Source organism: Pseudomonas sp. GM41(2012) (assembly GCF_000282315.2).
Classification (GTDB): domain Bacteria; phylum Pseudomonadota; class Gammaproteobacteria; order Pseudomonadales; family Pseudomonadaceae; genus Aquipseudomonas.
The window spans coordinates 2,542,714-2,562,562 of the sequence record NZ_AKJN02000006.1 but is presented as its reverse complement, the minus strand read 5'-3'; the positions used below and the strand labels follow the sequence as shown (position 1 = coordinate 2,562,562).

The window sequence follows — 19,849 nt, the reverse complement described above, 5'->3', positions numbered from 1 at the left end:
TGCCGGCGGCGAACTCGTTGTGGGCGGAGTCGGCGACATAGCTCCAGGCACCGTCAGTGCCGAGGGAGAACTGGCCATAACTGCCGGCGGTGTTGGACTGGGCGACGAAGGTCGCGGCGCTGTCGACATCGCTGATGGTCAAGGTGCCGTTGGTGGTCAGTGGGGCATCGGTTTCGGTCAGCGTGACGCTGGCCGAGGACAGCACGGCGGCATCGTTGGTCCCGTTGATCTGCACGGTGACCGACGTGAGGGTACCGTCGGCACTGCTCACCGTGAAGGTATCGGTGTAGGTGGTGCCGGCGGCGAACTCGTTGTGCGCGGAGTCGGCGACGTAGCTCCAGGCACCGCCAGCGTTGATGGAGAACTGGCCATAACTGCCGGCGGTGCCAGACTGGGCGACGAAGGTCGCGGCGCTGTCGACGTCGCTGATGGTCAGGGTGCCGTTGGTGGTCAGCGGGGCATCGGTTTCGGTCAGCGTGACGCTGGCCGAGGACAGCACGGCGGCGTCGTTAGTGCCGCTGACGGTAACGGTCACCAGTTGAGTGTCCACGCCACCCAGGCCATCGCTGACCTGCACGCTGAACACTTCATCGTGACTTTCGCCCGCCTTCAGCGACTGCACCGCACTGGCGACGCCATCGGTGCCATTGGCCAGGGTGTAAGTCCATTTTCCGGTGCTGTCCACCGCGATCGAACCGTAAGTGCCCGAAGCCGAGCCATTGATGGTCCAGGTGGACGTGGCAGCGTGATCGATGTCGGCCGAGCTGAACTGGCCACTCACGCTGAGCGTGGTGTCTTCCTGCACTGCGCCGGCATCGTTGCCCGTTGCGAAGTTGAGTACGGGCGCGTCGTTAGTGCCGGTGATAGTGATGGTGACAGTCTGCGTCGCCGAGGCAGCGTTAGCCGCGCCGCTATCGTCGGTCGCGACCACCGCGTACGAGAAAGTGATGGTTTCACCCGCACCGAGGAAGTCGAGGTTCTGATTGCTGCTGTAGTCCCAGCTGTTCTGGTCGACCGAGAAACCGGCTACCAGCACCGAGGCCACGCCCGCATTGAGCACGCCGGCGCTCCAGACGATGTCGTTGTTAGCGGTCTGCGACACGGTCACTGTGTCGGTGCTGTCCAGATCGGCAAAGCTCAGGGCACCGCTGTCACTCAGGGTGGCCGTGCCGTTGCCTTCGTTCATCGCTCCAGTGCTGTCGACAATCGTCAGCGTCGGCTGGTCGTTGGTGCCGGTAATCGTAATGGTCACGGTCTGCACCGTACCGTCGCCTATCGCCACGTTATAGGTCTGGGTGCGAGTCTGGCCTTCGCCGAGGAACTGCAACGCGGCGTTGTTCACCGCGAAGTGCCATCCCAACGAACCACTTCCCGTTCCGGTGCTGTCGCTCAATGGATCGGTGGTGAAGCTGCCCAAATAGCCGGAAGCGCCCGGCGTGACGCTGACACTGTGAGTGTCGATCCGGTCGACGTCACTGAAGGTAATGCTGCCGTTGGCCGCGTAGTCGCCGCTGTCTTCCTTGGCATCGCCGGCCTGCACGCCGCTGGTGATCTGCACCTGATCGTTGGTGCCGGTAATCGTAATGGTCACGGTCTGTACCGCGCCGTCGCCGATCACCACGTTATAGGTTTGAGTGACGCTCTGGCCTTGACCGAGGAACTGCAGGGCGGTGTTGCTCACCGCGAAGTTCCATCCCAGCGAACCACTGCCCGTGCCAGTGCTGTCGCTCAATGGATGGGTGGTGAAGCTGCCCAAATAGCCGGAAGCGCCCGGTGTGACGCTGACGCTATGGGTGTCGATCAGGTCAACGTCAGTGAAGGTGATGCTGCCGTTGGCCGCGTAGTCGCCGCTGTCTTCCTTGGCATCGCCGGCTTGCACGCCGCTGGTGATCTGTACCTGATCGTTGGTGCCGGTAATCGTAATGGTCACGGTCTGTACCGCGCCGTCGCCGATCACCACGTTATAGGTTTGAGTGACGCTCTGGCCTTGGCCGAGGAACTGCAGGGCGGTGTTGCTCACCGCGAAGTTCCAACCCAGCGAGCCACTGCCCGTACCGGTGCTGTCGCTCAGTGGATGGATGGTGAAACTGCCCAAATAGCCGGAAGCGCCAGGCGTTACGCTGACGCTGTGAGTGTCGATCCGGTCGACGTCGGTGAAGGTAATGCTGCCGTTGGCTGCGTAGTCGCCGCTGTCTTCCTTGGCATCGCCGGCCTGCACGCCGCTGGTGATCTGCACTTGGTCGTTGGTGCCGGTGATGGTGATAGTTACATTCTGCGTTGTCGTCGAGCCATGCCCATCATTGAGGGTGACCACATAGGTTTCGGTAGCAGTCTGACCCTGGGCCAGGTGCTGGGCTGCCGCATTATTCAGGGTGTAAGTCCAGTTAACGGTGCCGTTTGCCGCGTTGGCCGCTTCACTCACTGGCGCAAGGACGAAGTTGCCCAGCGCTGTGGTGTTGCCTCCCGCAGCCACGAAAGAGGCGGTATGTGTGTCGCTCAGGTCGACATCGTTAAAAGCAATAGTGCCTGTCGCATTCAGCGAGTCGGTCAGGCTCAGCGTCGTAGCTGCTTCTTCGGTTACCGTGCCGGACTGTGCGCCGATGCCTATTGTCACAGCGTCATTCACGCCAGCGAATTGCACCTGCGCAGTGGCCCAGCTGAGCGTGCCGTTGCCCAGACGAATCGCATAGGTAAAGCTGTCTGTCAGGGAGCCTCCGGCAGCAAGCGACTGGAGTTGTGCCTTGAAAGCAGTCGACAACGTAGCGGCGTCGTAGCCGACCTTGCCATCCGACGAAATCCAGATCTTTGCCCCGTTGAAACTGGTGTCAGTACTCGTCGCCTCAATTCTGCCCGTGTCCTGGATCAGGAGGTCGGCCGGCGCATAAATCTTGGTGGCAGTAGAAAGACTGGTCGCGTTATCGAGTGACCAAAGTGTCTTTGCGTTGCCGCCAAGGTCATTGGACATGACGTCCAGGTAAATGACCCCCAGCAGGTCTTCAGTGATGGCCGCGGTGCTCGCGCCAATAACACCGGTAGTGAAAATGTCGTCCTGCGCCTGCGGAGTGTTGGAAAACGAAGTAACGGTGCCGCCGCTGGTAGTTGTGGTGGTAGCCATGTCTTTCTCCCGAAAATGCCATTTTTTATTTTTAGAATCGCTAGGGACTGCTAACAGGACGATGTCCCGTTCTTGCGCCGCTCAGGTTGTTCTGGGGCGGTGCGAGGCGGCCGTCGGACATCGTCGGCCAGCTGACGGGACAAGCGCTGCCGGTAGAGGCGCGTGGGTATTGCGGGGGTGGAAATGTTCGCCGCGCTTGAGCCGCGGATCGCAGGACAAGTCGGGCGAACGTGGACGCCAGCCTGGGGCTGCGCTGCGCATGGCACGCAATAGACTGAGAGTACCCATGTGGAAGGGTCTCCTGGAGAAAGGCTGGGTGAGGCCGTGTTTTGGGGTAGCACCGACTCAGGGATACGGCCTTTCCTGATATCAGTTTGATGTGTGTTTAGTTGTGGGGTCAGGCTTTGTAAAGGTGTTAACCGCAGTTAACAGTGCGGTGTGCCAATAATCCGACAGGTGGATGTTTTGGTGTCAATATTATGTCGATTTGTTTTTGGCGAATGGATCGCGGGCGCTCAATAATGGCGTGTCTTGAATGAGCTGAAACCCCAATGGGACGTGGGCTGGCTGAGTCATAAAACGTTGGGATACCCATCAAATCTCATCGTTCATCTGTTAGAGAAGCCCCGCCGGAGCCTCTGCTTCTGCGGTATCTCCATCAGGCAACGCCAGATCGACCATGCCGGTCTCGAGGGCTGCTCGTGGCATACCGTCGAACTCGGCGTCTTCCGGCACCTGGGCCAGGGTGATACCGCCCTGTTCCTTAATGCGACAAGCCGACCGCGACGTCGGAACCGCTGCCCGAGAGCACCAGGCAGAAGGCGCTCGAGGTGCGCTTGTGCCAGATCGGGCCTCGAACCACGGTAGATAGGTGTCATATATGAAGGCGCGCAGGGTAGGGGAGGTCGCACCTTTACGGCCGTGGGGGACTGCCAGTTGTTCGCCGTGCTCGTGGGCATTGGCCAAATAGCGGGCGGTTTCCTGGCGGGCCTGCTCGAGCGTTATCTTACCGACACGGCAAAGGGTGACGTTCTTGTTCCGTGCCCAGGTGACCCTAATAGCTCATATGCCCCACTGGGCAGTACGCGGATGAATTCGCTCTGGCCACAATTGTGCCTGCCGCGGGCAGTGCTGTTCTATTGGCCGCCCTTGGATGGTTGTTCAGGACCTGGATAGGGAAACGCCTCAACGTTAGCATCAGACCTTGGACGTTTTCATAGAGGCACCCTGGGCTCCTTTATAAGGAAAAGAATTTTCAGGCGGGGGTTGACCGCGTATTTTAATACTGTACTATTCGCCTCCCGCTAGCGAGCAACTTGATGTTGCTTCTAGTCTAAGTAATTGATTTGATTAGAAAATCAGAAACTTTTAAGGTTGCTACTTAGGGATGTGTGCTGTAGAGTGCGCGCCTCGGTTGAGACGAAAGATCTTAACCAACCGCTCTTTAACAACTGAATCAAGCAATTCGTGTGGGTGCTTGTGGAGTCAGACTGATAGTCAACAAGATTATCAGCATCACAAGTTACTCCGCGAGAAATCAAAGATGTAACCAACGATTGCTGAGCCAAGTTTAGGGTTTCTTAAAAACCCAAAGATGTTTGAACTGAAGAGTTTGATCATGGCTCAGATTGAACGCTGGCGGCAGGCCTAACACATGCAAGTCGAGCGGCAGCACGGGTACTTGTACCTGGTGGCGAGCGGCGGACGGGTGAGTAATGCCTAGGAATCTGCCTGGTAGTGGGGGATAACGCTCGGAAACGGACGCTAATACCGCATACGTCCTACGGGAGAAAGCAGGGGACCTTCGGGCCTTGCGCTATCAGATGAGCCTAGGTCGGATTAGCTAGTTGGTGAGGTAATGGCTCACCAAGGCGACGATCCGTAACTGGTCTGAGAGGATGATCAGTCACACTGGAACTGAGACACGGTCCAGACTCCTACGGGAGGCAGCAGTGGGGAATATTGGACAATGGGCGAAAGCCTGATCCAGCCATGCCGCGTGTGTGAAGAAGGTCTTCGGATTGTAAAGCACTTTAAGTTGGGAGGAAGGGCATTAACCTAATACGTTGGTGTCTTGACGTTACCGACAGAATAAGCACCGGCTAACTCTGTGCCAGCAGCCGCGGTAATACAGAGGGTGCAAGCGTTAATCGGAATTACTGGGCGTAAAGCGCGCGTAGGTGGTTTGTTAAGTTGGATGTGAAATCCCCGGGCTCAACCTGGGAACTGCATTCAAAACTGACAAGCTAGAGTATGGTAGAGGGTGGTGGAATTTCCTGTGTAGCGGTGAAATGCGTAGATATAGGAAGGAACACCAGTGGCGAAGGCGACCACCTGGACTGATACTGACACTGAGGTGCGAAAGCGTGGGGAGCAAACAGGATTAGATACCCTGGTAGTCCACGCCGTAAACGATGTCAACTAGCCGTTGGGAGCCTTGAGCTCTTAGTGGCGCAGCTAACGCATTAAGTTGACCGCCTGGGGAGTACGGCCGCAAGGTTAAAACTCAAATGAATTGACGGGGGCCCGCACAAGCGGTGGAGCATGTGGTTTAATTCGAAGCAACGCGAAGAACCTTACCAGGCCTTGACATCCAATGAATCTGCTAGAGATAGCGGAGTGCCTTCGGGAACATTGAGACAGGTGCTGCATGGCTGTCGTCAGCTCGTGTCGTGAGATGTTGGGTTAAGTCCCGTAACGAGCGCAACCCTTGTCCTTAGTTACCAGCACGTAATGGTGGGCACTCTAAGGAGACTGCCGGTGACAAACCGGAGGAAGGTGGGGATGACGTCAAGTCATCATGGCCCTTACGGCCTGGGCTACACACGTGCTACAATGGTCGGTACAGAGGGTTGCCAAGCCGCGAGGTGGAGCTAATCCCAGAAAACCGATCGTAGTCCGGATCGCAGTCTGCAACTCGACTGCGTGAAGTCGGAATCGCTAGTAATCGCGAATCAGAATGTCGCGGTGAATACGTTCCCGGGCCTTGTACACACCGCCCGTCACACCATGGGAGTGGGTTGCACCAGAAGTAGCTAGTCTAACCTTCGGGAGGACGGTTACCACGGTGTGATTCATGACTGGGGTGAAGTCGTAACAAGGTAGCCGTAGGGGAACCTGCGGCTGGATCACCTCCTTAATCGACGACATCAGCTGCTCCATAAGCTCCCACACGAATTGCTTGATTCATTGAAGAAGACGAGAAGCCAGCCAGCACGGTGGCGGTTGTCGTTAGAGTTTAGAAATGAATATTCAGTGATGAATATTGATTTCTAGTCTTTGATTAGATCGTTCTTTAAAAATTTGGGTATGTGATAGAAAGATAGACTGAACGTTACTTTCACTGGTAACGGATCAGGCTAAGGTAAAATTTGTGAGTTGCTCTTAATTGAGTATTATCGAATTTTCGGCGAATGTCGTCTTCACAGTATAACCAGATTGCTTGGGGTTATATGGTCAAGTGAAGAAGCGCATACGGTGGATGCCTTGGCAGTCAGAGGCGATGAAAGACGTGGTAGCCTGCGAAAAGCTTCGGGGAGTCGGCAAACAGACTTTGATCCGGAGATGTCTGAATGGGGGAACCCAGCCATCATAAGATGGTTATCTTAAGCTGAATACATAGGCTTAAGAGGCGAACCAGGGGAACTGAAACATCTAAGTACCCTGAGGAAAAGAAATCAACCGAGATTCCCTTAGTAGTGGCGAGCGAACGGGGACTAGCCCTTAAGTGGCTTTGAGATTAGCGGAACGCTCTGGAAAGTGCGGCCATAGTGGGTGATAGCCCTGTACGCGAAAATCTCTTAGTCATGAAATCGAGTAGGACGGAGCACGAGAAACTTTGTCTGAATATGGGGGGACCATCCTCCAAGGCTAAATACTACTGACTGACCGATAGTGAACTAGTACCGTGAGGGAAAGGCGAAAAGAACCCCGGAGAGGGGAGTGAAATAGATCCTGAAACCGTATGCGTACAAGCAGTGGGAGCCCACTTTGTTGGGTGACTGCGTACCTTTTGTATAATGGGTCAGCGACTTATTTTCAGTGGCGAGCTTAACCGAATAGGGGAGGCGTAGCGAAAGCGAGTCTTAATAGGGCGTCTAGTCGCTGGGAATAGACCCGAAACCGGGCGATCTATCCATGGGCAGGTTGAAGGTTGGGTAACACTAACTGGAGGACCGAACCGACTACCGTTGAAAAGTTAGCGGATGACCTGTGGATCGGAGTGAAAGGCTAATCAAGCTCGGAGATAGCTGGTTCTCCTCGAAAGCTATTTAGGTAGCGCCTCATGTATCACTGTAGGGGGTAGAGCACTGTTTCGGCTAGGGGGTCATCCCGACTTACCAAACCGATGCAAACTCCGAATACCTACAAGTGCCGAGCATGGGAGACACACGGCGGGTGCTAACGTCCGTCGTGAAAAGGGAAACAACCCAGACCGTCAGCTAAGGTCCCAAAGTTATGGTTAAGTGGGAAACGATGTGGGAAGGCTTAGACAGCTAGGAGGTTGGCTTAGAAGCAGCCACCCTTTAAAGAAAGCGTAATAGCTCACTAGTCGAGTCGGCCTGCGCGGAAGATGTAACGGGGCTCAAACCATACACCGAAGCTACGGGTATCACTTAGGTGATGCGGTAGAGGAGCGTTCTGTAAGCCTGTGAAGGTGAGTTGAGAAGCTTGCTGGAGGTATCAGAAGTGCGAATGCTGACATGAGTAACGACAATGGGTGTGAAAAACACCCACGCCGAAAGACCAAGGTTTCCTGCGCAACGTTAATCGACGCAGGGTTAGTCGGTCCCTAAGGCGAGGCTGAAAAGCGTAGTCGATGGAAAACAGGTTAATATTCCTGTACTTCTGGTTATTGCGATGGAGGGACGGAGAAGGCTAGGCCAGCTTGGCGTTGGTTGTCCAAGTTTAAGGTGGTAGGCTGGAATCTTAGGTAAATCCGGGATTCCAAGGCCGAGAGCTGATGACGAGTTACCCTTTGGGTGACGAAGTGGTTGATGCCATGCTTCCAAGAAAAGCTTCTAAGCTTCAGGTAACCAGGAACCGTACCCCAAACCGACACAGGTGGTTGGGTAGAGAATACCAAGGCGCTTGAGAGAACTCGGGTGAAGGAACTAGGCAAAATGGCACCGTAACTTCGGGAGAAGGTGCGCCGGTGAGGGTGAAGCATTTACTGCGTAAGCCCATGCCGGTCGAAGATACCAGGCCGCTGCGACTGTTTATTAAAAACACAGCACTCTGCAAACACGAAAGTGGACGTATAGGGTGTGACGCCTGCCCGGTGCCGGAAGGTTAATTGATGGGGTTAGCTAACGCGAAGCTCTTGATCGAAGCCCCGGTAAACGGCGGCCGTAACTATAACGGTCCTAAGGTAGCGAAATTCCTTGTCGGGTAAGTTCCGACCTGCACGAATGGCGTAACGATGGCGGCGCTGTCTCCACCCGAGACTCAGTGAAATTGAAATCGCTGTGAAGATGCAGTGTATCCGCGGCTAGACGGAAAGACCCCGTGAACCTTTACTATAGCTTTGCACTGGACTTTGAATTTGCTTGTGTAGGATAGGTGGGAGGCTTTGAAGCGTGGACGCCAGTTCGCGTGGAGCCAACCTTGAAATACCACCCTGGCAACTTTGAGGTTCTAACTCAGGTCCGTTATCCGGATCGAGGACAGTGTATGGTGGGTAGTTTGACTGGGGCGGTCTCCTCCTAAAGAGTAACGGAGGAGTACGAAGGTGCGCTCAGACCGGTCGGAAATCGGTCGTAGAGTATAAAGGCAAAAGCGCGCTTGACTGCGAGACAGACACGTCGAGCAGGTACGAAAGTAGGTCTTAGTGATCCGGTGGTTCTGTATGGAAGGGCCATCGCTCAACGGATAAAAGGTACTCCGGGGATAACAGGCTGATACCGCCCAAGAGTTCATATCGACGGCGGTGTTTGGCACCTCGATGTCGGCTCATCACATCCTGGGGCTGAAGCCGGTCCCAAGGGTATGGCTGTTCGCCATTTAAAGTGGTACGCGAGCTGGGTTTAGAACGTCGTGAGACAGTTCGGTCCCTATCTGCCGTGGACGTTTGAGATTTGAGAGGGGCTGCTCCTAGTACGAGAGGACCGGAGTGGACGAACCTCTGGTGTTCCGGTTGTCACGCCAGTGGCATTGCCGGGTAGCTATGTTCGGAATAGATAACCGCTGAAAGCATCTAAGCGGGAAACTAGCCTCAAGATGAGATCTCACTGGGACCTTGAGTCCCCTGAAGGGCCGTCGAAGACTACGACGTTGATAGGTTGGGTGTGTAAGCGCTGTGAGGCGTTGAGCTAACCAATACTAATTGCCCGTGAGGCTTGACCATATAACACCCAAGCAATTTGACTACTCGAAAGAGCATCAGATTGCGGTGTGTGAAGACGAAATGAACCGAAAGTTCGAATCTCACCAAACACCGAAAGCTGTCACATACCCAATTTGCTGAAGCGAAGCCAGTTGGCTACGACTCAGTACCCGAATTTCTTGACGACCATAGAGCATTGGAACCACCTGATCCCATCCCGAACTCAGCAGTGAAACGATGCATCGCCGATGGTAGTGTGGGGTTTCCCCATGTGAGAGTAGGTCATCGTCAAGATTAAATTCCGAAACCCCTATCTGCGTATGCAGGTAGGGGTTTTGTTTTGCCCGCAGGAAAGTGCGAGCGGACATATCACCCGACGATCTACATGGAAAGTCTCGCATTGTTGTGCCTTACTCCAGACACAACTCATGGGGCGGCGTCGATGCGGCGAAGAGGCGCAAAATTCTGGTTATGGACCAACACGCAGTTACCCCTCCATACGCATGAAGAGGTACTCAGCAATGGCCTGCACATTGAGGTGCAGGCACGGGTCAGCCATGAGGGGATTACCCAGGTATTTATTGGCGTCTATGGCACCCATGGCTGGGCGGTTTGCGAGGAGTCTCATGACCGGCACGCCGGTGAGCATTACTGCGCGGCGTTGAAGTGGGGCGCTCAGCGCGCGAGGGAGATTGTTGCGGATACCCAGGAGTTCGTCGCGCCGCATCGGGTGCAGGTGACCTTGAGTCCAGTGATTACCGATGAGCCGGAACTGGCCCTGCGGCGGATGGAAATGACCGAGCGCGAGTCTTTGAAACTCCGGTCCGAAGATGCCTGGTCGGAGTACCTGGCTGCCAAGGCAGCCATGCTGGTACTGATGCGCTCAACCAGAGTCGACCCCAGCGTCTGGGCTGATCACAAGGAGCGGCTCAGGCAGGCCATCGATCGACGAACCTGCGTACAACGCGCCTATCTGCGCTGACCCTGCCTCAGGTCTGGGGGGGTCGCAGATTCTCAATGGTTTCGATCAGATCATCGTAGGACACCGGTTTTCCAATGTGCTGGTCAAAGCCCGATTGCCGTGATTTTTGAATGTCGCTTTGGGCGCCGTAGCCCGTCAGTGCAATGGCCGGCACATCCTTGACCAACGGCAACTGACGCAATGCGCTCATCAGCTCGTGGCCATTCATGACCGGCATGCCCAAGTCAGAAATGATCAGGTCGAAGCGTGTGCTTTTTGCGGCATCCAAAGCTGCCACCGGACGGTCGAACGCAATCACTTGCGCATCTTCCATTTCCAGCAGCATTTTCAAGGTTTCCAGTACATCGGCGGAGTCGTCGACCAGCAGGATCGTCAAACCGCTCAGCCTGCCAGAGGATTCTTCGACCTGAGTCGGGGATTGCGGCTCATCTTTGGTGTGGGCCAAGGGCAGGTAAACGGTGAACGTACAACCTGTTCCCACCCCGGCAGAGTTCACCTCAACCGTTCCCCGTTGGGCCTCGGTCAACTGGCGGACCAGTGACAAGCCGATTCCCAGTCCTTCACGGTTGTGGCTGACGTGCTGCTTTTCAGCCTGGCCGAACAGGTCGAACACGTGATCGAGGTTCTCGGGTGCGATGCCTGCACCGTTGTCTTTGACGTCCAGCCGCGCCATGTTCCCAACCTGGCTGGCAATCAATTGCACGTGGCCGTTGGAGGGCGTGAATTTCAGCGCGTTATTCACCAGGTTCCAGATAATTTGCTCCAGGCGCGTCGGGTCGGCATGGACCATCAATGCGCTTGAAGGCACGTGCAGCTCGACGGTGGCGTCGTGTCGGTCGCTGAGCACGACGGCATGAATATCGCGCAACACACTGGCCAGATCCACGGCGATTGGTTTCAGTTTCAGTTTGCCGGTACGGACCCGGGCGACATCCAGCAGATCATCGATGATCCTTGCCTGGCTGTTGACGGCGTCGCAGATGGTGTTGACGGCCTTGGCGGCCGGCTCCACCGACTTGGTCACCGGCAAGCGACGCAGCAGTTCTGCATTGAGCTGAATCAGGTTCAACGGATGCTTGAGTTCGTGGGACATGACCGCGAAGAACTCATCCTTGAGGTAATTGGTGTTGCGCGTTTCGGCCAGTTGTTGGCTCTGTTCTTCATGCTGGCGTTTATGGCCGGTCAGGTCGCGGGCGATTTTGACGTAGCCTTTGAGATTGTCGCCGCTGAGCAAGGTCACCTCGCCGCTGCAAAAGAAGCGGTTGCCGTCCTTGCGCACGTGCCAGCGCTCATCTTCGCTGCGGCCATGGGTGCGCACCGCCAGCAGTTCGTTTTCAGGCACGCCGGACGCGCGATCTTCAGGCGAGAAAATGAAGTCGTAATAGGCGCCCTCGGCCTCGGCCTTGCTGTAGCCGAAGATCAATTCGGCGCCCTTGTTCCAGGTGGTGATCACGCCCTGCTCATCGAGGGTGATGATGGCGTAGTCGCGAGTGCTTTCGGCGACCAGGCGCATGCGTTCTTCGCCCAGTCGCAGCTCTTCTTCAGCCGCACGACGTTTGGTGATGTCGATGAACGTCAGCACGGTGCCGTCGATGTGATCTTCGCTGGAGCGATAGGGCAGCAGGCGGGCGATGTACCAGCGGTTGTCGGTGCTGCTGACTTCGCGTTCGATCATGTTCAGCGATTCGAACACCTGCGCCGCGTCTGCGACCAGGTCCTCGTAATGCAGGCGATGGGTAATATCGAGCAAGGAGCGCCCGGTATCCACCGGTAACATGCTGAAGATGTCAGTGGCACGCGGGGTGAACCACTTGATGCGCATGCTGCGATCGACAAACACCGTGGCGATGTCGGTGGAGGCAATCAGGTTGGTCAGGTAGTCGTTGATCTTGTCGGTTTCTTCGACTTTGGTTTTCAGCTCGTAGTTGACCGTCAACAGCTCTTCGTTGATCGACTGCAGCTCTTCCTTGCTGGTTTCCAGTTCTTCGGTGGCCGAACGCAGTTCTTCGTTGATGGCCTGCATTTCTTCGTTGGAAGCCTTGAGCTCTTCGCTGGAGACTTCCGATTGTTCGATGGTGTCCTGCAGGTGCAATTTGGTGCGTTGCAGTTCGCGCTCAAGGTTGGACAGCACCTGGCTTTCGGTCTGTAGCACGGTGGTGGCGGCTCGTTCGGCAGGGTCGACCTCGACTTCCTCGAAAATCACCAGGACGTATTCGCCGTCCGAATCTTCATCCTTGTAGGGATGCGCGACCAGATCAATCAGGTAACTGCGCTTGTCACGCTTGATCGGCACTTCGCGGGACTTGACCGGCAGGCCACTCTGCTGGACCTGGAACAGCGTGGTGCGGATTTCCAGGCGCAGTTCCGGAAGAATCAGTGTCAGCAAGTTACGCGACAATTCGCCGCCAACATGACGCAGGAAACGCCCGGCACTCTCGCTCATGTGCAGGATGTCGGCGTTGGTATCGACGATCACGCTCGGTGGTGCGGACTGTTCGAGGGCGCGTTGATGGATATCGGCAAATGATAATTTGCGCGGCGCGCTGCTTTGCGGGACCTGTTGGGACGTGTTGGTCCGTACATAGCCTCCACGCGGCATGGTCGGTGTGCGTCGACTGTTGGCCGTGCCGGTCTTGGCGCGGAAAATCCGGTTGCGTTTATCCACCGGCGCGAACAATTCGTGGCACGCGTCCGCGCTCTCGGAAGAACCGAGGAACAGGAAACCGCCGGGACGCAGGGCAAAGTGGAACATCTGGAGGATTTCGCGTTGCACTTCGCGATCCAGATAGATCAGCAGGTTGCGGCAAACGATCAGGTCGATCTGCGAGAAGGGCGGGTCGGACAACAGGCTGTGCTTGGCGAACAAGACCTTTTCGCGGATTTCCTTGCGAATCCGATAATGATCGTCTTCCTTGATGAAGTAGTGGCGCAGCCGCGAGGGTGGCACATCAGTGATGATCGCTTGTGGATACAGGCCGGCCCGGCCGACGCTGATCGCGCGTTCGTCGATGTCGGTGGCGAACAGCTGCATCGAGGCCGCGCTGGCGTCCAGTTGCAATTGATCTTGGAGCAGCATGGCCAGGCTGTAGGCTTCTTCGCCCGTGGAGCAACCTGCGGACCAGACCCGGATTTCTTCTTTCTCGGGGTATGCGGACACGGCGGCGCTGACCAGTTGCGGCACGACATCCCGCTCCAGGGCTTCGAAAGCCTCTCTGTCACGGAAGAAGTTGGTCACCCCGATCAGCATGTCGCCCAGTAGTGCCTTGGTTTCTTCGGGATTGTTCTGCAGATACAGGTAATAGGCACTCAGGTCCGACTGGCCGGTGACCTGCATCCGGCGTTCGATCCGGCGCAACACGGTGGCGCGTTTGTAGTGTTTGAAGTCATGGCCTGTGCCGGTGCGCAACTGAATCAGGATGTCGCGCAGCACCTGTTCGGCAAGTACCGCCTCACGCTCGGACACCGCAGCAAGGGTTTGCAGTTCCGGATCGTTGGCGATGGGTAAAGTGATTTCCCTGGAGTTGCGCCATAACTCCAACAGTTTTTGCGGCATTTCCACCACGGGCAGCACTAGGTCAACCATTCGGGTTTCGATGGCGGCGCAAGGCATGCCATCGAATTCGGCGTCTTCCGGTGCCTGGGCCAGGGTGATGCCACCTTGTTCCTTGATCCGTGACAAGCCAACCGCGCCGTCGGAGCCTGTGCCCGACAACACCAGACAGAAGGCGCGCTCGCGGTGCACATCGGCCAGATCGCGGAAAAACAGATCAATGGACGCGTGGCGACCTTCGCGCGGGTCTGTGGTGCTAACCTCCAGAAAACCATCGTTCATTGCCAGCCGTTGCGCCGGTGAAATGACGTACACCCGGTTTTTCTCGATGGCCACCGTTTCGGTCACCTGCAGAACCGGCATCTTGGTCGATTCCTGGATGATCTTGTCAGCGATGCTCTGGTGATCGGGCGACAGATGGAGAATGATCACGAACGCCATGCCATTGTCTTGAGGCATGTTTTCAAAGAACAATTTGATCGCTTGCAGCCCGCCCGCCGACGCACCGATGCCCACCACCGGAAAGTCCAGGGTGCTCGGGCGCAAGGCCTGTCGCTCAGGAGCAGGAGGTGAATGAGTGGAGGTTTTGGTCATAACGTTTGCCTTTGGCGGCGAGGGTAAACGCCTCAAATTCAAATGAGGGTCAAGGCGCGCTTCAATAGGTCAGGATAATCCCGTTTTTCGATAACCCCTTCAATTATTTACCCGGACCGACAGCAGAATGACCCGAATACAACCTCGGTCAAACCTGCAGTCCCGGAGAAGGCAATCCCGCCACCGTCTATGGGACGGTGGCGGGATCAAAGGGTCATGAGCGTTGCACTCTTACCCGACCTCTGGAGGGGGTGACCCCTTAGTCCCCCAGGGCTACGCCGATGAAATCACCACCATGCACCGCTGAAATACCGACCAGCTTGATCGAGAAGTCCGCAATGTTATCGGCGTTGTTGTTGCCGTAGAGCGTTACGTAGTCGCCACCCTCATCCGAACCAGCTACATAACGAAGCTCGTTGGCAGCGCCACTGAAATCTTCGCCATACACAAGCGTGTAGCCCTTGAGAGCGGAGAAATCCAGCTTGTCGGAGCCGCTGGTAAAGTCATAAATGACGTCCTGTTTTTCTCCCAGGCCCAACTCGGTCAACGCGTTGAACTTGAAGGTGTCGTTGCCGCTGCCACCCCACAGGGTGTCCGAGCCTGCGCCACCGATCAGCACGTTGTTGCCGCCATTGCCGGCATGCAAGACGTCGTTGCCGACCCCACCGTTTATCGTGTTGTTACCCGTGCTCCCCCAGATTTCATTGTTTGCGGCATTGCCGTTGAGGTTGATGTTCAGTGCGCCGGTGTTGCGAGCGTCGAGGTTTTCCAGGTTGGCGCCGAGGGTCATGGTGGCGGTGCCCTGGAAGGCAGTGACCGCTGTCGGGTCCATGCGCAGCACCAGGGTGTCGGTGCCTTCATTGAGGTTTTCGGTGATGGTGTCTTGCAGGGCGACGATGGCTTTGCTGCCGAGGCCCTTTGTGATCAGGTCGACGAGGTAAGTGTCGTTGCCTTTGCCGCCGATCAGCGTGTCCACGCCGGCAGCGCCGTCGAGGGTGTTGTCGGCCAGGTTACCGGTGATGAGGTTGTTCAGCGCGTTACCGGTGCCGTGGGTGGCACCGTCGAGCAGGGTCAGGTTTTCGACGTTGGCGGCCAGGGTGTAGTCGACGGATGAGCGGACGGTGTCGACGCCTTCGTTGAGCAGTTCAGTCACCACGTCGTCGAGGTTGTCGACGATATAGACATCATTGCCTTTGCCGCCGATCAGGGTGTCGGCGCCCAGGCCACCGTCGAGCAGGTTGGCGGCCACATTGCCGGTGAGGGTGTTGTCCAGCGCGTTGCCGGTCAGGTTGAAGGCCAGCAGGTTATCGGCCATCGCGTTTTCGACATGGTCGGCCAGGGTGTAGCTGTTCTTGGCGTAGGACACCACCCGCACGGTGTCGTTGCCGCTGTCAGCCGTTTCGACGACCGCGTCCTTGTCGCTGTAGACGGAGTAGGTGTCGTTGCCCGCGCCACCGCTCAGCAGGTCGCCGCCGGCCTTGCCGTTGAGGATGTCATTGCCGCTACCGCCGGTGATGACGTTGCGTGAAGCATTGCCGATCAGAGTGTTGCCCAGGTCGTTACCCACCAGGTCGAACAGGCCGGTGCCGGTGACGGTGATGTTCTCGATGTTGTGCAGCGAGGAATCGGTCAGGTTGAGGGTCTGCGCGACGGTGGTGGCGTTGCGGTAGGTGATTTGCAGCGTGTCGTTGCCTTCGCTGGCCTGTTCCTGAATCAGCGCCAGCTCCGCCACGTTGTCGAGCACGTAAGTGTCGTTGCCTTTGCCACCGATCAGGGTGTCGATCCCCACGCCGCCGTTGAGGATGTTGCTGCCGTCATTGCCGGTCAGAACGTTGGCCGCGGCATTGCCGTTGAGGTTGATGTTCAGTGCGCCGGTGTTGCGAGCGTCGAGGATTTCCAGGTTGGCGCCGAGGGTCACGGTGGCGGTGCCCTGGAAGGCAGTGACCACTGTCGGGTCCATGCGCAGCACCACGGTGTCGGTGCCTTCATTGAGGTTTTCGGTGACGGTGTCTTGCAGGGCGGCGATGGCTTTGCTGCCGAGGCCCTGAGTGATCAGGTCGGCGAGGTAAGTGTCGTTATCCTTGCCGCCGATCAGCGTGTCGACCCCGGCAGCACCGTCCATCGTGTCGTCACCGGCACCGCCGGTCAGGATGTTTTTGCCACTGTTGCCGCTCAGAATGTTGGCTTGTGCGTTACCGGTGCCATTGATTGCCGCGTTACCGGTGAGGGTCAGGTTTTCCAGGTTGTTGCCCAGGGTCCAGCTGATCGACGACTCGACCTTATCGGTCCCTTCGCTGACATTTTCGATGATTTGATCTTTGAGGTTGTCGACCACGTAGGCGTCGTCGCCGCTACCGCCGACCAGTGTGTCGGCACCAATGCCGCCATCGAGGCGGTCATTGCCCGCGCCACCTTGCAGGATGTCGTTGCCGGCACCGCCCTGAAGGCTGTCATTGCCCTCTTCGCCATTGAGCAGGACGGCTTTCGCGCCTTTCCAGATCAGGGTGTTGTCGTTGGCATCGCCGGTGACCGTGGTGGAATTGCCGTTGGCGTCGAAGCGTTGGCTGTAGATATCACCCTGGAAGTTGTTGCTATTGTTGGGCGACAACTCTTCCCAAGTCACGAGGAAACCGCCGTCGTCGGTCGCATTGACCACTGGGAACAGGTCACGATCATCATCGCTGGTGATCAGCATCTGGCTGCCAATTTTAACGCCATTCTTGTCGTAGATCTGCGCGTAGAGATTGGCGTCAGCCGCATGCGACGTTTCATCGGAGGTGGCCCACGTGATGACAAAACCGCCGCCCTTGAGGGCTGTGATCGCGGGCTCGCCCTGAATTTCCTTGGTCGCAGTGTTGACCAGGGTTTCGCCGCCCACTTTCACGCCGTTGGCGTTGAATTTTTGCAGGTAAACGTTGCCGCTGGTGGGGTTCTCGTTCTTGTCGTACTGGACGCTGACCCAGGTCACAACGTAGCTACCATCGTTGAGGGTTGCCACGTCGGCGCCGTATTGCTCGCCCGCTACCGTGGTGTTGACCCGTACGGCGGCGCCATCCTTGCTGCCATCGGCCTTGAAGCGTTGCAGGTAGACATCCACGTTGTCGGCAGCGTCGTACTCGCGTTCCCAGGCAATGACGAAGCCGCCGTTGGCCAGGGTCGATACGCTCGGCTCGGACGCATAAATGGCCCGGTCCTGAACGGTTGTATCGACCTTGACCGGATTACCCATCGGCAGGTGAGTGTTACCGTCGAAGAGCTGTACGAACAGCTCCGAGCCAATCTCGTTGGTCCCGTTGCCAAGTTGTTCGAGCATTTCCTCCGACCAGCTCACGACGTAATTGCCGTTCCCCAGTACGGTCAGACCGGCATCGTCAATGTGGACGTTAGGGTTGTCGCTGTCAGTGGGAGTGATCGTCAACGGGCTGCCAAGCGCAATGCTTTCGCTATCGAATGGCTGTACGACCAAGGTGTGGTCCGGGGTCGTCCAGCCCAGCACGAAACCACCGTCAGCGGAGGCGGCAACGATTGGGTTGCTACCGGTGACATCAGTGAGCAGGCGGTCGTTGAGCAGGTTGTGGTTTTTGTCGTATTGCTGCAGGTGGATCTGCCCGGCCTGTTCCCAGGCAATCACGTAACCGCCATCACTTAATGCCGTCGAAGCCGGTTCCATGGAAACCGCATCGCCGTCTTCGTTGGCAACCTTGCCGTCGCTGAGGGTCACAGTGCTGCCGTCGGCGAAGCTGACTTTTTCCACGCTGACCAGCGTGGTGGATTGATCCGCGTCGACCACCAGTTTGCCCGTCGCGTCCAGAGTAAAGGTGTGCTCCGCCAGCGTGCCGGACAGGACCGCAGTGTCAGTACCGCCCCGACCGTCCAGGGTGACGTCGTCGGTGCCGCTCCAGTTCAGGGTGTTGTTACCATCATCGCCACTGATCATGGTGTCGCTGGCGCCCACCAGATGCCCGGCATCGTTGACTTTTTGTACGTGAATGTCAGCGATGCCTTGCTGATTGGTTTCCCAGCTGACAACGATCGTGCCATTGGGGCGAACGGTCACCGCAGGGCTGTCCCAGAGTTGTTCGCTTACGCCAGTGGTGCCCACCAGAATCGGTGATACATCCTTGGCCGTGCCGTCGGCGGCAAAACGCTGAATCAAGACCTGGGCGCCGCCCATGGCATATTCATTCCAGGCCACCAGGTAGCCTCCGTCCGGCAGTGCGGTGAGCGTGGAGCCATTAACCGAGTTGCTGCTGCCGATCTGAACCTCATCACCCACTGCATTGAACTGGCTGTCGTAATGCTGGGTGTAGGTGACGCGGTTCATGCCGGTTGTGCTCTGGTCTACCCAACTGACGACATACCCGCCCGTTACCGCCGTCACGCCAAAGTACGAGGCGTTGCTGTAGAGGCTTGTAATGGAGTCCAGCGTGTGGGCGGAATCTGCGACCACTTTGCCATCTGCACCGATCTGGCTGATCTGGAATTTGGAGGTGTACTCGTAGATGCCTTGGACATTCTTTTGGGCATGCTCGACGGTGTAGGTCATCCAGTAACCGCCATTGCCCGTCGGCAGGATGCTGATGTCGTCGGCCTCACCGTCGGCGGCATTGCCCTTGACCAGGGTTTGCACCACGCCTGCCTTGCCGTTGGTGTACACCACGGCCTTGATATCGGCGATGTCTTCGAGTTCGTCACCCGAAGCGCTTTCATGGGTTTCATTCCAGGTCACAATGTACTTGGTGTCGCTGAGCAGGGTGACCTTGGCATCTTCAAGCTCGAGTTTGGCGGACGCGACCTTGACCGCGCTGCCGCTTTGCACGCCGCTGGCGGTGAACAGCTGAGTGAACACCGTGGACACGTCCGTCGCGTCGTTTTCGGTTGTCCAGGCCAGGATGAACTGGCCGTTGGCCAGGGCCGTTACCGAGGGGTCGTCGACCTCGGTGGAAGCAATGTTGGTACGTTGCAGCAGTTCGCCATCGGCGCTATAGCGCTTGACCACCATGCCTTCGAAATCGTCGCTATTCACCGACCAGACGCTCACGTAACCCCCGTCGCTCATCGCGGTCACATAAGCGTCACCGACCTCGCCGCTGGCGACGACCGTATCGACCTCACGGGTGGCGGTGAGTGTGCCGTCGTCAAACGTCAGGATTTGTTCTTCACTGCCACTGGCAATGAGTGTGCTGTCACTGATTTGGCTGACGACGAGATTTTCACCGTCGTTGCTGAAGGTGTAATCCTTTTGATTTCCATTGACCGGGGTCGAAGTGCTCATAGTCCTTT

At 57.1% G+C, this 19,849-nt stretch carries 4 protein-coding genes, 3 rRNA genes and 1 pseudogene; 4 read left to right on the top strand and 4 right to left on the bottom strand.

Annotated features, from left to right (window positions below; genetic code table 11):
* On the bottom strand, positions 1 to 3,115 hold a 3,115-nt coding region (locus PMI27_RS14465), incomplete at its 3' end, for a beta strand repeat-containing protein (protein ID WP_024164574.1).
* Between the two features lie 641 nt (positions 3,116 to 3,756).
* A pseudogene (locus PMI27_RS32495) lies at positions 3,757 to 3,963 on the bottom strand (chemotaxis protein CheB); the annotation flags it as partial.
* A gap of 752 nt (positions 3,964 to 4,715) precedes the next feature.
* Between PMI27_RS32495 and PMI27_RS0229490 the strand changes: the two are divergent.
* The 4 genes from PMI27_RS0229490 (at position 4,716) to PMI27_RS14470 (ending at position 10,422) form a co-directional block, all read left to right on the top strand.
* A 16S ribosomal RNA gene (locus PMI27_RS0229490) occupies positions 4,716 to 6,254 on the top strand.
* A 315-nt stretch (positions 6,255 to 6,569) separates the two neighbouring features.
* Positions 6,570 to 9,461 (top strand): 23S ribosomal RNA (locus tag PMI27_RS0229485).
* A gap of 157 nt (positions 9,462 to 9,618) precedes the next feature.
* Positions 9,619 to 9,734: ribosomal RNA gene (rrf, locus tag PMI27_RS0229480) — 5S ribosomal RNA — on the top strand.
* The 16S, 23S and 5S rRNA genes sit together here, the layout of an rRNA operon.
* 148 nt (positions 9,735 to 9,882) lie before the next feature.
* Entirely contained in the window at positions 9,883 to 10,422 is a 540-nt protein-coding gene (locus PMI27_RS14470) for a hypothetical protein (RefSeq protein ID WP_024164573.1), read from the top strand.
* Between the two features lie 7 nt (positions 10,423 to 10,429).
* On the opposite strand, the gene PMI27_RS14475 is transcribed toward PMI27_RS14470, so the two are convergent.
* Together PMI27_RS14475 and PMI27_RS32260 are read right to left on the bottom strand one after the other, a co-directional pair.
* The gene (locus tag PMI27_RS14475; RefSeq protein WP_008147940.1) at positions 10,430 to 14,566 is read right to left on the bottom strand and encodes a CheR family methyltransferase; all 4,137 of its coding nucleotides are present in this window, start codon (positions 14,564 to 14,566) and stop codon (positions 10,430 to 10,432) included.
* A 259-nt stretch (positions 14,567 to 14,825) separates the two neighbouring features.
* Positions 14,826 to 19,841: a calcium-binding protein gene (locus tag PMI27_RS32260; RefSeq protein ID WP_008147942.1), complete on the bottom strand. Its 5,016-nt coding sequence runs from the start codon at positions 19,839 to 19,841 to the stop codon at positions 14,826 to 14,828.
* Between the last annotated feature and the right edge of the window lie 8 nt (positions 19,842 to 19,849).